This window comes from Mesorhizobium sp. J428, assembly GCF_024699925.1.
Classification (GTDB): Bacteria; Pseudomonadota; Alphaproteobacteria; order Rhizobiales; family Rhizobiaceae; genus Mesorhizobium_A.
In genome coordinates this window covers 4,441,833-4,454,274 of the sequence record NZ_JAJOMX010000001.1, presented here as the reverse complement: position 1 = coordinate 4,454,274, position 12,442 = coordinate 4,441,833, and the positions used below count along the sequence as shown (strand labels likewise).

At 65.8% G+C, this 12,442-nt stretch carries 10 protein-coding genes and 1 pseudogene; 5 read left to right on the top strand and 6 right to left on the bottom strand.

Going from position 1 to position 12,442, the window contains the following annotated elements; genetic code table 11:
* Positions 1 to 95: 95 nt before the first annotated feature.
* Together LRS09_RS22330 and LRS09_RS22325 are read left to right on the top strand one after the other, a co-directional pair.
* The gene (locus LRS09_RS22330) at positions 96 to 395 is read left to right on the top strand and encodes a DUF3572 domain-containing protein (protein WP_257809097.1); all 300 of its coding nucleotides are present in this window, start codon (positions 96 to 98) and stop codon (positions 393 to 395) included.
* Complete coding sequence (locus LRS09_RS22325) at positions 392 to 1,045, top strand: hypothetical protein (protein WP_257809096.1); 654 nt, start codon at positions 392 to 394, stop codon at positions 1,043 to 1,045. The genes LRS09_RS22330 and LRS09_RS22325 overlap by 4 nt, the downstream gene beginning before the upstream one ends.
* Positions 1,046 to 1,049: 4 nt before the next feature.
* Here LRS09_RS22325 and LRS09_RS22320 read toward each other — a convergent pair whose 3' ends face one another.
* The gene (locus LRS09_RS22320; RefSeq protein ID WP_257809095.1) at positions 1,050 to 1,628 is read right to left on the bottom strand and encodes a GNAT family N-acetyltransferase; all 579 of its coding nucleotides are present in this window, start codon (positions 1,626 to 1,628) and stop codon (positions 1,050 to 1,052) included.
* Positions 1,629 to 1,708: 80 nt separating this feature from the next.
* On the opposite strand from LRS09_RS22320, the gene LRS09_RS22315 reads away from it, so the two are divergent.
* Positions 1,709 to 3,022: a DNA polymerase IV gene (locus tag LRS09_RS22315; protein ID WP_374684871.1), complete on the top strand. Its 1,314-nt coding sequence runs from the start codon at positions 1,709 to 1,711 to the stop codon at positions 3,020 to 3,022.
* Positions 3,023 to 3,029: 7 nt separating this feature from the next.
* Here the strand turns inward: LRS09_RS22315 and LRS09_RS22310 are convergent, their stop codons facing one another.
* Positions 3,030 to 3,542, bottom strand: coding sequence for a hypothetical protein (locus LRS09_RS22310; RefSeq protein WP_257809092.1), 513 nt, complete (start codon positions 3,540 to 3,542; stop codon positions 3,030 to 3,032).
* A 180-nt stretch (positions 3,543 to 3,722) separates the two neighbouring features.
* On the opposite strand from LRS09_RS22310, the gene dnaE reads away from it, so the two are divergent.
* On the top strand, positions 3,723 to 7,268 hold the full coding sequence (dnaE, locus tag LRS09_RS22305) for a DNA polymerase III subunit alpha (RefSeq protein WP_257809091.1): 3,546 nt from the start codon (positions 3,723 to 3,725) through the stop codon (positions 7,266 to 7,268).
* Positions 7,269 to 7,631: 363 nt separating this feature from the next.
* Here the strand turns inward: dnaE and LRS09_RS22300 are convergent, their stop codons facing one another.
* From LRS09_RS22300 to LRS09_RS22290, 3 genes and pseudogenes are all read right to left on the bottom strand, one after another.
* Entirely contained in the window at positions 7,632 to 8,066 is a 435-nt protein-coding gene (locus LRS09_RS22300; protein ID WP_257809090.1) for a hypothetical protein, read from the bottom strand.
* Between the two features lie 83 nt (positions 8,067 to 8,149).
* Positions 8,150 to 9,258 (bottom strand): annotated as a pseudogene (locus LRS09_RS22295) (IS3 family transposase).
* 27 nt (positions 9,259 to 9,285) lie between these two features.
* Positions 9,286 to 10,206, bottom strand: a complete 921-nt coding sequence (locus LRS09_RS22290; protein ID WP_257809089.1) for a hypothetical protein — start codon at positions 10,204 to 10,206, stop codon at positions 9,286 to 9,288.
* Between the two features lie 545 nt (positions 10,207 to 10,751).
* Here LRS09_RS22290 and LRS09_RS22285 point away from each other — a divergent pair.
* Complete coding sequence (locus LRS09_RS22285) at positions 10,752 to 11,564, top strand: hypothetical protein (protein WP_257809088.1); 813 nt, start codon at positions 10,752 to 10,754, stop codon at positions 11,562 to 11,564.
* Between the two features lie 110 nt (positions 11,565 to 11,674).
* Here the strand turns inward: LRS09_RS22285 and LRS09_RS22280 are convergent, their stop codons facing one another.
* Positions 11,675 to 12,430, bottom strand: a complete 756-nt coding sequence (locus LRS09_RS22280) for a Stf0 sulfotransferase family protein (protein ID WP_257809086.1) — start codon at positions 12,428 to 12,430, stop codon at positions 11,675 to 11,677.
* Positions 12,431 to 12,442 lie beyond the last annotated feature (12 nt).

Sequence of the window (12,442 nt, the reverse complement as noted above, 5' to 3'; positions counted from 1 at the left end):
TTGATTGACGAAACGGTAATCGGCCGGAGGCGCTTGCAGTCGCGGCCGGCTCGCCATATTCGTCTGCCACGATGCGGAACGCCGAACCAGTGCAGATGTCGAAGACGGGACACGACCGCGAGGCGGCCGAAGCGCTCGCGATCCGCGCGCTCGGCTTCATCGCGTCCGACGCTGTGCTCCTGCCGCGCTTCCTCGCGATCACCGGCATCGAGGCGAAGGACATCCGCGCTGCGGCCACCCAGCCCGGCTTCCTGGCCGGCGTGCTGCAGTTCCTGCTCGCGCACGAGCCGACGCTGCTGCAGTTCGCCGAGGCCGCCGGCATCGATGCGGCCGAGGTCGCCCGTGCCTGCCGGGCGCTGCCCTTCGGCGACGACATGCATGAGAGGTCCAGTTGAGCGACGATCCCGAGACACTGCGCCAGATCGAGGAACTGTCGCACGACGACAGGCCGCTGCTCGTGCTCGACGTCGACGACGTCCTGCTCGACTTCATCCGCCCGTTCCCGCGCTATCTGGAAGGTCGCGGCTACAAGCTCAACCTCGACAACTTCCGGCTCAACGGCAACATCGTCGAGCTCGCTTCCGGCGCGCCCGCCGACACGGCGCAGGTCGCCGAACTCATCGACGCCTTCTTCGTCGCGCAGTCCGACTGGCAGACCCTGACGGAGGGGGCGGCCGAGGCGCTCGAGTTCATCGGCGCCCGCGCCGAGATCATCCTGCTCACCGCCATGCCGCATCGCCATCGCGCGTCGCGAATCGCGCATCTCGATGCACTCGGCTTCAGCTATCCCCTGCTCACCACCGAAATGGCGAAGGGACCCGCCATCGAGCGGCTGCGCGGACCGTCGATGCGGCCCGTCGCCTTCGTCGACGACCAGCCGCGCAACCTCGCCTCCGCGATGGAGCGGGTGCCCGACGCGCATCTGTTTCACCTGATGGCGGACAATTCGCTCCGCGCCCTAATCCCGCCGCCGCCCGCCGGCGTGCACATCGTCGACGACTGGCGCGAGGCCGCGCCCAAGATCGCCTCGGCGCTCGGGCTCTGATCTTTCAAAGTACTAACCGCATCAACGGCCGCCCCGCCTTGCGGGTCGCCACGCAGGCGAAGCCCGCCTTCTCGAACACCCGCGTCGAGCCGACGAAGAGCCCGACCGAGCGTGAATCCTTCGAGTGATCGATCGGACAGGCCTCGACGACCCGCGCGCCCTGCGCTGCGGCATGGCGCAGGCCGGCCTCCACCAGGCGGTGGCTCAGCCCCCTGCCCCGCGCTGACGCGCGCAGGAAGAAGCAGGAGATCGCCCAGACGGCCGGATCGGCCACATCGGACGGCTCGAGCGGCGCCGAGACGCGTCTCGCATTGTTCCATTCAGGCACGTCCGCGCGCGGGCCGATCTGCATCCAGCCCACCGCGCGGCCCTCCTCATAGGCAAGCAGGCCGGGCGGCGGTCCGGCCATGATCCTGTCGTGGATATGGTCCTTGTTGCGCTGCCCGTCGTTCTGCCGCCGCGTGGCGGGCGGCAGGCGGAAATAGGTGCACCAGCAGCCATAGCAGGCGCCCTGCTTGCCGAAGAGATCCTCGAAATCGGGCCAGCGCTCCGGCGTGAGCGGCAGGATCTCGTCAGCAGTCATCGTCACGCCTCCGACTGGCCTTGCGGGTGGGCCCAGGCTCTTCTATCATCGCGCTTGTTCACTCTATGTTCTCAGGCACGATGCTGTCTGTCAATGACCCTGCGCATGGTTTCTGCCGCGATTGCCTGACCCGGCAGTCGAAGGCCGCGCGGCGCTGCGAGCGCTGCGGCAGTCCGCGTCTGGCCGCGCATCCCGAGCTCTACACGCTCAGCCTCGCCCATATCGACTGCGACGCCTTCTACGCAGCGGTCGAGAAGCGCGACAGTCCGGAGCTGGCCGACAAGCCCGTCATCATCGGCGGCGGCAAGCGCGGCGTCGTTTCCACCGCCTGCTATATCGCCCGCATCAACGGCGTGCGCTCGGCCATGCCGATGTTCAAGGCGCTGGAGGCCTGCCCGCACGCGGTGGTGATCCCGCCCGACATGGAGAAATATGCCCGGGTCGGCCGCGAGGTGCGCCAGATGATGCAGGCGCTGACGCCGCTGGTGCAGCCGATCTCGATCGACGAGGCCTTCCTCGACCTCGCGGGCACCGAGCGGCTGCACGGCATGCCGCCCGCCCTGGTGCTGGCGCGCTTCGCCCGCCAGGTCGAGAAGGAGATCGGCATCACCGTCTCCGTCGGCCTGTCCTACTGCAAGTTCCTCGCCAAGGTGGCGTCCGACCTCAACAAGCCGCGCGGCTTCTCCGTCATTGGCGAGGCCGAAGCGCTGTCCTTCCTCGCCGACAAGCCGGTGACCATGATTTGGGGCGTCGGCAAGGCCTTCGCCGCGGTGCTGGAGCGCGACGGAGTGCGCAGCATCGGCCAGCTCCAGCGCATGGAGCGGGCCGAGCTCATGCGCCGCTACGGCACAATGGGCGACCGGCTCTACCACCTCGCCCGCGGCGAGGACGACCGCGCCGTCGACATCGACCGCGAGGCCAAGAGCGTCTCGGCCGAGACCACCTTCAACGAGGACCTGTCCTCCGCCGCCGACCTCGTGCCGATCCTGCGCGCTTTGTCCGAAAAGGTGTCGTCGCGGCTGAAGAAATCTGGCATCGCCGGGCGCACCGTGGTGCTGAAGCTCAAGACCAAGGATTTCAAGCTGCGCACCCGCAACCGCCAGCTCGCCGACCCCACCCGGCTCGCCGATCGCATCTTCGCCACTGGCCGCGAGCTCCTGTCGCGCGAAACCGACGGCACGCTCTACCGTCTCATCGGCATCGGCGTGTCCGACCTTACCGACGACGCCCGCGCCGACCCACCGGACTTGGTCGACCGGCAGGCCGAAAAGCGGGCGAAGGCGGAGGGTGCGATCGACATCCTGCGCGGCAAGTTCGGCCGCGCTGCCGTCGAGACCGGCTACACCTTCGGCAAGGGCCGCAACGCGCACCCGCCGGAGGCGGTGGACGAATAGCGTGCCGTTACAGGCGCGCCAGGTCGATCTGGCTGGTCACCACGCGCGCGCCGGTCTCCGGGTCCTCGTCGACCGTGGTCAGCCGCAACCCGTTGCTGCCGACCTTCTCGACGGTCATGCGGGCGCTGCGGTCGCCGTTGACCTCCTTCGCCCAGCGAATGCCGAGATTGATCGCGTCGCCCGATCTCTGTCCGTTCAGGCCGGCCACACCGGTGCCCGCGCCGGTATAGGTGCCCTTGTAGCTGGTGCCGTTGGCCGTGAGGTCCGCCGAGATGGCGCGGGACACGACGACAAGGCCGCGGCACTTGCCGTCGAGAGACAGCGACGTGTCGGTCGCGTCGGTCTTGAACGTGCAGTTGACGTTCACCGGCGAGGCGTTCGTGCGCACCTTCACCGTGCCCTTGCCGGCCCAGCTGCCTTCCAAGCTGGTAAGGAAGTCGCCATCGTTGGCGTGGGCTGCAAATCCGCCCATGGGTGCAACGACAGCGGCAATCAGCATCAGCTTCGTCAATCCGGTCATGATCCTGCCATCCAATTCGTTTCGCTGGTCCAACAACTGCGCCGAAGCCCGGCGGTTCCCGGCCTCGTTGAACGCCCGGAGTTGCCGGACATGTGCGCAAGCCCCGATCTGTGCTGGACGCGGACGGCTGCATGCGGACAATAGGCCGCGAGTCGAAGCGGCAACGACGGGCGGATTGAAATGACGGAAGAGCGGCGGATCAGGGATCCCCTGAAGCGGGAACTCGCGGGCCTGTCCGGCGCCGGCGGTCAGCCCGCGGCCCGCGCGCCGGTCGCCGTCCGCCCCTTCGTCCACCTGCGCGTCCACTCGTCCTATTCGCTGCTTGAGGGCGCCCTGCCGCTCAAGAAGATCGTTGCCCACGCGATCAAGGACGAGCAGCCGGCCATCGCCGTCACCGACACCAACAACCTGTTCGGCGCGCTCGAATTCGCGCAATACGCCTCGAAGGACGGCGTCCAGCCGATCATCGGCTGCCAGCTCGACATCGCCTTCGCCGACCCCGCACCTGAGGCCAATACCGGGCACCGCAAGCCGCGCAGCGTCTTTCCGCTGGTCCTCATCGCCGCGACCGAGACGGGTTATGCCAATCTCGTGCGGCTGGTCAGCCGCGCCTATCTCGACAACCCGGCCGAACTCGGCGTGCAGGCGAACACCGGCTGGCTGGAGGAACTCGCCGAGGGGGTGATCTGCCTCACCGGCGGCGAAGGCGGCCCGATCGGCACTGCGCTGAAGCATGACCACCAGGCGGTCGCGGCCGAGCGGCTGGACATGCTGTCGCGCATCTTCGGCGACCGGCTCTATGTCGAGCTGCAGCGCCCGCAGGGCCACGACCGCGCCGTCGAGGCGGCGATGATCGCGCTTGCCTACGACAAGCGGCTGCCGCTGGTGGCGACCAACGAGGCCTTCTTCCTCGCGCGGGAAGACTTCGATGCCCACGATGCGCTGATGGCGATCGCCGAAGGGTCCGTCGTCGCCGTCGACGACCGCCGCCGGCTGACGCCCGACCATCACCTGCGCAGTCAGAAGGAGATGTCCGAACTCTTCTTCGACCTGCCCGAGGCGCTCGACAACACGATCGAGATCGCCATGCGCTGCTCCTACTATCCGAAGAACCGCAAGCCGATCCTGCCGCGCTTCGCGGGCGCGGATGTGGACGACGCCGAAGCCGCCGAGCGCGCCGAGGCAGAGGAGCTCGCCCGCCAGGCCCGCGAGGGCCTTGCCATGCGCATCGCGACCCGCGGGCTGACCGCGGGGTACACCCAGGAGCAATATGCCGAGCGGCTCGAATACGAGATCGGCGTCATCCAGAAGATGAAGTTTCCGGGCTACTTCCTCATCGTGTCGGACTTCATCAAATGGGCCAAGGCGCACGACATCCCCGTCGGCCCGGGCCGCGGCTCCGGCGCCGGCTCGCTGGTCGCCTATGCGCTCACCATCACCGACGTCGACCCGCTGCGCTTTTCGCTGCTGTTCGAGCGCTTCCTCAATCCCGACCGCGTGTCGATGCCCGACTTCGACATCGACTTCTGCCAGGACCGTCGCGAGGAGGTGATCCGCTACGTCCAGAGCAAATACGGCCGCGACCAGGTCGGGCAGATCATCACCTTCGGCACGCTGCAGGCCCGCGCCGTGCTGCGCGACGTCGGCCGCGTGCTGCAGATGCCTTACGGCCAGGTCGACCGGCTCTGCAAGATGGTGCCGCAGAACCCGGCCAATCCCGTCAAGCTCGCCGAGGCGATCGAGGCCGAGCCGCGCTTCGCCGAGGAAGTCGAGAAGGAGCCCGTCGTCCAGACCTTGCTCGACATCGCCCAGAAGCTCGAAGGCCTCTACCGCCACGCCTCGACGCACGCCGCCGGCATCGTCATCGGCGACCGGCCGCTCTCCGAGCTGGTGCCGATGTATCGCGACCCGCGCTCCGACATGCCGGTGACGCAGTTCAACATGAAGAAGGTCGAGGACGCCGGCCTCGTCAAGTTCGACTTCCTCGGCCTCAAGACGCTCACCGTCCTGGAGACGGCGGTGAAACTGATCCGCCGCCGCGGTATCGAGATCGACCTCGCGACGCTGCCTCTGGACGACAAGCCCACCTACGAGATGCTGTCGCGCGGCGAGACGGTCGGCATCTTCCAGGTGGAATCGGCCGGCATGCGCAAGGCGCTGATCGGCATGAAGCCGGACTGCATCGAGGACATCATCGCGCTGGTGGCGCTCTACCGCCCCGGCCCGATGGAGAACATCCCCACCTACAATGCCCGCAAGCACGGCGAGGAGGAGATCGCCTCGATCCACCCCAAGATCGACCATCTGGTGAAGGAGACGCAGGGCGTCATCGTCTACCAGGAACAGGTGATGCAGATCGCGCAGGAGCTCGCCGGCTACTCGCTCGGCGAAGCCGATCTGCTGCGCCGCGCCATGGGCAAGAAGATCCGCGCCGAAATGGACAAGCAGCGCGAGCGCTTCGTCACCGGCGCCGTCGAGCGCGGCGTGGCCAAGCCGCAGGCCGACTTCATCTTCGACCTCCTGGCCAAGTTCGCCGACTACGGCTTCAACAAGAGCCACGCCGCCGCCTACGCGATCGTCTCCTACCAGACCGCGTTCCTCAAGGCGCACTATCCGGTCGAATTCCTCGCCGCATCGATGACGCTCGACATGGGCAACACCGACAAGCTGTCTGACTTCCGCCAGGACGCGATGCGGCTCGGCATCGAGGTGGTGCCGCCGTCGGTCAGGACGTCGGACCGCGACTTCGAGGTCGAGGGCAACCGCATCTTCTATTCGCTCGCCGCCATCAAGGGCGTCGGCGACGCGGCCGTGCGCCACATCGTCGAGAAGCGCAAGGAGAAGCAGTTTTCCGACCTTGAGGATTTCTGCGAGCGCGTCGACCCGAAGATCGTCGGCAAGCGCGTCTTCGAGAGCCTGATCCAGGCCGGCGCCTTTGACTGCTTCGGCCACGACCGCGCGGCGATGATGGCGGGCATCGAACGCATGATGGGCCTCGCCTCGCGCGCCTCGGAGGATGCGGCGCTCGGCATGTCCGACATGTTCGGATCGAGCTCGGCCGCGCGGCAGCAGAAGCTGCACCTGCCCGCGGCCGAGCCATGGCTGACGGCGGAGCGCCTGCAGCGCGAGTTCGCCGCCGTCGGCTTCTACCTCTCGGCGCACCCGCTCGACGAATACCGCACGGTGCTGGAGCGCATGCGCGTGCAAGGCTGGTCCGACTTTCAGGCCGCCGTGAAGCGCGGCGCCTCGGCGGGGCGGCTGGCGGGCACGATCACCTCGGCCAAGGAGCGCAAGACCAAGACCGGCAACAAGATGTGCGTCGTCCAGCTCTCCGACATGAGCGGGCAATACGAGGCCGTGCTGTTCTCCGAGACGCTGACGCAGTTTCGCGACCTGCTGGAAGAAGGAAAATCGGTCGTCATCACCGTCGCGGCGGAAGACCGGCCGGAGGGCGTCAACCTGCGCGTCAACTCGGTACAGTCGCTCGACAACGAGGCCGCCAAGCACCAGAAGGCGCTGCGCATCTTCCTGCGCGACCCCGCGCCCCTCAACACCCTGTCGAGCCAGCTCCAGCAGCGCGGCGAAAGCCAGGTCTCCTTCGTGGTGCTGAAGGGCGAGGGCCAGGGCGAGATCGAGATCGAACTCCCCGGCCGCTACCGCATCGACCCCCGCATCGCCGCCGCCATGCGCGCGGTTAACGGGGTGGTCGAGGTGGAGCTGGTGTAGAGCGCCTACTCGCTTTCGCGGAATCGCCCCCTCCACCGCCTTCGGCGGTCGTCCTGCGGATCCCCCGTAAACGGGGGAGGATCCGGTGCCACGCCGACCTCCCGAAAGTGGCCTTCATCAAGGGTTAGAAAAACGCGACGGTCGAGCGCGCTGATCCTCCCCCGTTTACGGGGGATCCGCAGGACGACCACGCAAAGCGTGGTGGAGGGGGCGGGAACTGCCGAGTGCACTGGGCCACGCCCGGCAGCGGCGGCGGACCGTCGCCTGAACGGAACCGTGTCTGCTTACGACCCAATTGCGGCCGTTCGAGGGCTAGTCACAATCTTCCCAAAAGCTGCCTTCGGTCGCCATCTGGAGCGCAAACTACTCGCTTTGGCTAGCGGGTAAGTTTTTAACAGGTGCGGGGAACACCACAATGCCGCCGCTTGTCTCCTCGATTGCCATTCTACAGTGCTCGACAAAACGATGGTCGTCGGGGTGATCAAGGACGTGAACGATCGCATCGTACAGGTCTGATGTGCGCACGAGCGCTGTTCCCAATCGCTTTGCATTGGTCAGACACTTGGCCGTAAAATGATCTGCCCTCAACGCGGGCTCAGTAAATCTGTAGGCATTGCCGAAGAGCACTCCCTTGGCGGGTGTGTTTACCTCCTCTCGCTGAAAATCCTCGTTAATGTTGGACTCGAGCTGTCTAAACTTGGTGATGTCTACTGACGAATTTTCCTTGCCCTCTGACTCACCAATCATCCGGACTCCTGACGGCCCGACGAAGATATGATCAATTTCGACGTCGCCCACGCGGTAGTTCTCCACCGTGAAGCCAAGCAGTCGGAGGGCGGCCTCTATTGCAGCCTCTGACGTTGCCCCCGATCAGCCCTCATTCATAACTGGACTCTGTTCTCCTTGTGGTCCGATCTGGACCGGTTTGCAAACTCGTTCGGGGTGAGGCCACGCAGGCTCGTGTGTGGCCGGTGCTCGTTGTAGTCGATCCTCCACTCTTCAATGATGCGGCGTGCCGCTGCCATGCCGCGGAACAGGTGCTCGTTGAGGCATTCGTCGCGCAAGCGGCCGTTCAGGCTTTCGACGAAGCCGTTCTGGGTCGGCTTGCCCGGCGCGATGTAGTGCCACTCGACGCGGTTGTCCTCCTGCCACTGCAGGATCGCCCGCGACGTCAGCTCGGTGCCGTTGTCGGAGACGATCATCAGCGGTCGGCCGCGCGTCTCGACGATGGCGTCCAGTTCCCGCGCCACCCGCATGCCCGACAGTGACGTGTCGACCACGAGTGCCAGGCACTCCCGAGTGAAGTCGTCGACCACCACCAGGACGCGGAAGCGTCTGCCATCGGCGAGCATGTCGGATACGAAGTCCAGGCTCCATCGTTGGTTTGCTCCCTGCGGCAGCGTCATCGGCGCCCGCGTGCCCAGCGCCCGCTTGCGGCCGCCGCGCTTCTTCACCGTCAGCCGCTCCTCCCGGTATAGCCGGAACAGCTTCTTGTGGTTCAGTTCGATGCCCTCGCGCCGCAGAAGGATGAGCAGCCGCCGATAGCCGAACCGACGCCGCTCAAGCGCCAGCTCTTTCAGCCGCGCCCGCACCGCGGCATCGTCCGGTCGCCGCGACGCATAGCGATAGGTCTTCGGGTCGAGCCCGACCAGACTGCAGGCACGCCGCTGCGAGTAGCACTTCTCTTCGATCGCCCAGGCCACGAAGCGCTTCCTTGTCCTGGGCGTCAGAACTTTCCCAGTGCTTCCTTCAGCGTCGCGACGTCCAGCATAGATTCCGCTAGTAGCTTCTTCAGCCGCCGGTTCTCGTCCTCGAGGCTCCTCAGCCGCCGGGCGTCCGACACTTCCATGCCGCCATAGCGATTACGCCAGTTGTAGAAGGTCGCCTCCGAGATCCCGTGTTTGCGGCACAGCTCTGCCGTCGGGATTCCCGCCTGGTGCTCCTTCAGCACGCCGATGATCTGGTCTTCCGTGAACCGGCTTCTCTTCATCTCCGTCTCCTTTCGACGGAGTCCAGTTCAAACCGAGGGCATTCCAGGGGGCAACGTCACCTCTAAGGGCTTGCCGGTCTCAAATAGCAAACGCGAATGAGCCATCAAGGCCTCGGATTCTGCCAGCTTTTCTGCTTTGTTGCTTACGAGCAGATCGATCTCGGCATCGATCCGCGCGACCTCCTTGGACACCACCTCCACTTGCTTAGGTACAGGTGCGCTGGCCAACCACTTGGGCGGCGGTGTTACGGCTCCCTCGGCCTTAAGGGCTTTATCCACGGCGAGGAGTTGCGCAACTATCCCGTGCGACAGACGCACGGCTTCATCAGACCACATTTCGGGATCGGCGGTGTCGTGCTCGATCATGTTGAAGTATGGCAGCAGCACGAGGTGGCCCGGCATGCCTTTTGGTTTCAGCACCGAACCAACTGCCGCTCCATCCTTCGCGGCAAATATCGGTTTGCCGGCACTCTCATCTAAAATGACTCGATAGGAGGCAACCTCCTTCAGAGTTTCCAAGAGGCCTCTGAACATTCCGTCCGCGACTGTTATCTGGCGCCCTTTTGCGTTCTTCACCGAAAGCGGAAACGGCACGGCCTGGTAATTGTGTAGCGCGTACGTTTTGTATGTCCTTCGGTTTCGGGTGCCTAGTTCGTAGCCGGTGGCGCCGGAGTCTTCCTCATACTCAGCGAGAGGCACAAAGATCGTTTTGCCAGCCGAGAGGGCGACGCTGATCTCCGTCGCCCAATGCTTCATTGCGGAAGCAAGTCGCTTTGTGCTTTCGATATCAATGCACGAACCGCCGCCACTAAATTCGATCCGGGTAAGGTATGGCAAAGTGGGATCGAATAGCGCGATGTCATAATCCCGGAGCGATGCCCCCGAGAAATGCTCGAACCGATCCTCGACGGTGGGCAACGATGCGTTAATTGTCACAATGGACTTCATATTTCCCCCGCCCGCGCGAAGCGCTACTCTTAGTCAAACAGGCTGTTCTTCTCAAAACCCCGATCTGGAAGCCAGCGACCAGACACTTTCGTCGCTGGCATGAACTCGGCGAGCTATCTCCATTACTGGCAAACTGTTAGACGCCGTTGCATAAATCAAGATTTCTGCACCACTTTCACGGCTTTCAACGTCAGTAGCTTGCACGGTGCAGAATTCAGGTTCTTAGTTCGCCGGCTTCGGCTGGGAAAAATTCGCCCGGCTTTTGACGTCTGCTTTCCCTATGGCGCCGCCAAGAGCTGCCAGTCCGCTTCCCACCCCACTACCGCCATCCACGCCCTACCCACTCGGACGCACCCTTCCGCAATCGCGGCGATCGCGCTCCGTATCTCCCCCGCAAGGGGGAAGATGCGCGCACCCTGTGCATCGATTTCCGCCCGCTCTCCCACCAACCCGTTGCCCCGCTCGGCATTCGCCATCCGCCATTCGATTTTCCATCCACCACCCGCGCATCGCGGCGACACTGTCTCCCGCGAAAGGAGTCGGCAGTGATCGATTGGGAAGGGGTGATCGAACGGAATGTCAGGCTTTTGCGGGAGATCGTCGCCACGCTCGCCGCCATGGCCGGGCTCGACCTGTCCCTTGCGGCAGGGAATGGCTCGGCTGCGGCACTGGCCGGACCCGGTGTGGGCCATCTGCCCTGTCCGACCCTGCCGCGCTGGGCCCACCGCACCGTGTTCCGCCTGCTACGTCCGGCCGAGGCCGCCCTGCGGCGGCTGGTGATCGTCGCCGCCCGCGACATGGTCGCCCCTGCGCCGGCCCTGCCTGCGATCATGCGCAAGGGCGGGCCGCTGGTCGCGCACATTCCCGTCAGCCTGGGCCTCGCTCTGGCGCCCGCCGCGGCCGACGCGCCTGCCGCCGCGCCGGCAGCACCCGGCCGGCTCTCCTTCCCGCTCCTCGACCCTTTGCCGGACTTGACCGCGCCGCCGTTCCGCATCCGCGCCTCGGGCGTGCCGCGCGTCTTCATTCCCGGCTGGACCACACCCTTTGCCGTCGCGCCGAGGCACGAGCCGTCGCGCAACGATGCGCTCGAGGCCGGATATCTGCGCCGGCGCGTCGCAGCACTCAGCCGCGCGCTCGAGGACCTGCCGGGGCAGGCCAGGCGCCTCGCCCGCTGGCGTGCGCGCCGCGACGCCTTCCGCAAGGCCGGGCGGCTCCACCGGCTGACGACGCTGCGTCCGGGTCGCGCCTACGGCCTGCACCGCCCCGGCTCGCCGCGCCGCCCCCACGAAGTCGACGACGTTCTGCGCGACCTGCACTACTTCGCCTACGAGGCGCAGGAGCAGCACGATACGTCCTGATGCAGGGATGGGATGGCTTGTGTCTTTCCGCCCGCGCGAACCCTCGCACGGACGACGCCTTCGCGCGGCCCTATCGCATCATTGTGTGAAGCAGGGCCTGTGCCGGGCACTCACCCCGCCGAAGCGACCTCACGCCGATATCGCTGCGCCCACTCCCGGCTCGTCGCATCGGCGAGCTTCGCCACGGCGGGCTTCACGTCGACGGCATCGGGAGCTTCGATTCCGAGCGCCACGCACAGCCGCGCAAGCTCCCCGGCGGGATCGGCTGACAGATCCTCGTAGACGATACGATGCGGTTCGATCCCCTGCTCCGCGAACCATGTGTTCCACTCGGCATCAAAACCCTCGAGCTCCAGAACCTCACGATGCAGGCGGGCGAAGTCGTAATACGGCTCCGCCGGCGGCGCGAGACGTTCGATCTCGCTGCCGTCCGGCGCGACATGCCAGAGGCCGGACTGCTCCGCCTTCACCAGCGAGATGGCCTGCCCGACCTTGTCGCGGCGCGACAGGTGGATGTAGAGCAACCGCCCGAATGCACGCTCGAAACGGGCGCTACCTGGGGTGAGGCCAGGATGAACGAAATCGATGAAGCGATCGAGATCGGCGACATTCTCGCGCATCAGCCTCAGCCCGAACATGTCCGTTCCGCCCTTCCCCGCCTTGATCGCCGCGTCGAGATAGACGCGGGCGAACTCCTCCTGCGAGAGGCTTTCGGCCGGAGGCACGCCCCAGGCCTCCGCCCATTCGGGAATGAACCGGCTGATGAAGGAATCGGGATCGCCTGCTCTGCCGGTGGATTTCAGCAGCCGACACAAAAGCGTGCTCCCCGTGCGCGGCGTGGCGCAGATGATGTAGGCGGAATACATAGAGCCCTGCCG